General features: G+C 58.3%; 1 protein-coding gene. It reads left to right on the top strand.

From position 1 onward, the window contains the following. Positions 1 to 1,033, top strand: a 1,033-nt coding sequence (locus F6X42_RS42770; RefSeq protein ID WP_187639750.1) for a sensor histidine kinase, incomplete at its 5' end; no start/stop codon positions are given. Positions 1,034 to 1,131: the final 98 nt, after the last annotated feature.

Genomic DNA, 1,131 nt, shown 5'->3' with positions numbered 1-1,131 from the left:
GCAGATCCTGCTCGCCGTGGCAAAGGACTTGCGGACTTCGCAGACCAGGGAAGCCCAACGCGAAAAGTCGTTGGGAAGAGATCCCGAACTAACCGATACGACCGAAACGGCTGCGCAAACGCATGCGTTGCTGAGGGCACGTGCTGGTTTCAATATCAACCAGCTCGCCGCCGAATATCGCGCGCTGCGAGCAAGCGTACTTCGCTTGTGGATGGACGATTGTGAGCCCGAAGCGCCTGATCTGGACGACGTCATTCGCTTCAATGAAGCGATTGATCAGGCACTCGCTGAATCGGTCACCTTCTTCAGTACGCAGGTGGAGCAGAACCGCAACCTCCTGCTTGGCATGCTGGGCCACGACATGCGCAGCCCCCTACAGGCGATCCAGGCAACTGCGTCGTACCTGGCCGCACTCAATGCTGGGGAGCGGATATCCGGGGCAGCCGCTCGTCTGATTCGAAGCGGAGCCCGGATGCAGGCGTTGCTTGATGACCTGACTGATTTCAACCGTACCCAACTGGGCTTGGGCATCAATGTGACGCCCACAAGTGTCAATCTGGCGGAGGTGCTTGCCGACGAATTGGACGGGTTGCGTGCAATTCACCCTGACAGGCAAATTGAGTTGCACGTGAATGGCGATTCGCGGGGGCTCTGGGACGGGCAGCGTCTGCAGCAATTGCTTGGAAATCTCGTAACCAACGCTATCAGGTATGGGGCGCAGAGCACTCCCGTAAGCGTGACGGTGCTGGGCGGCATAACACATGTCCGTATCGAAGTCAGCAACTGCGGGCCTGCCATCGACGGCGCAATGCTGGCATGCATCTTCGATCCCCTGACGCGCGGGACTAACAGTCAAGCCACATACGAGCAGGCGGGTAGCCTGGGATTGGGTCTGTATATCGCAAGCGAGATCGCCAAAGCCCATCACGGTACGATTGAAGTGCGATCCGATGAGACGGAGACCCTGTTTTCAGTATCACTTCCGCGTGCCGACGAATCCCTCTTGACGCCCCGTCGCAAGGGAGCAGAGTGACGGTTTCAGCGTCGGTTGCCCCAGACAGATGCATTGTGGAAAGCAGTCATTCACATGTCGAATCCCAATGACGCCTTGGGGTCGGCTACGGAAGTTCG

The sequence above is a fragment of the Paraburkholderia podalyriae genome, assembly GCF_014397785.1.
Lineage (GTDB): Bacteria > Pseudomonadota > Gammaproteobacteria > Burkholderiales > Burkholderiaceae > Paraburkholderia > Paraburkholderia podalyriae.
This window is presented reverse-complemented; position numbering and strand designations above follow the sequence as displayed.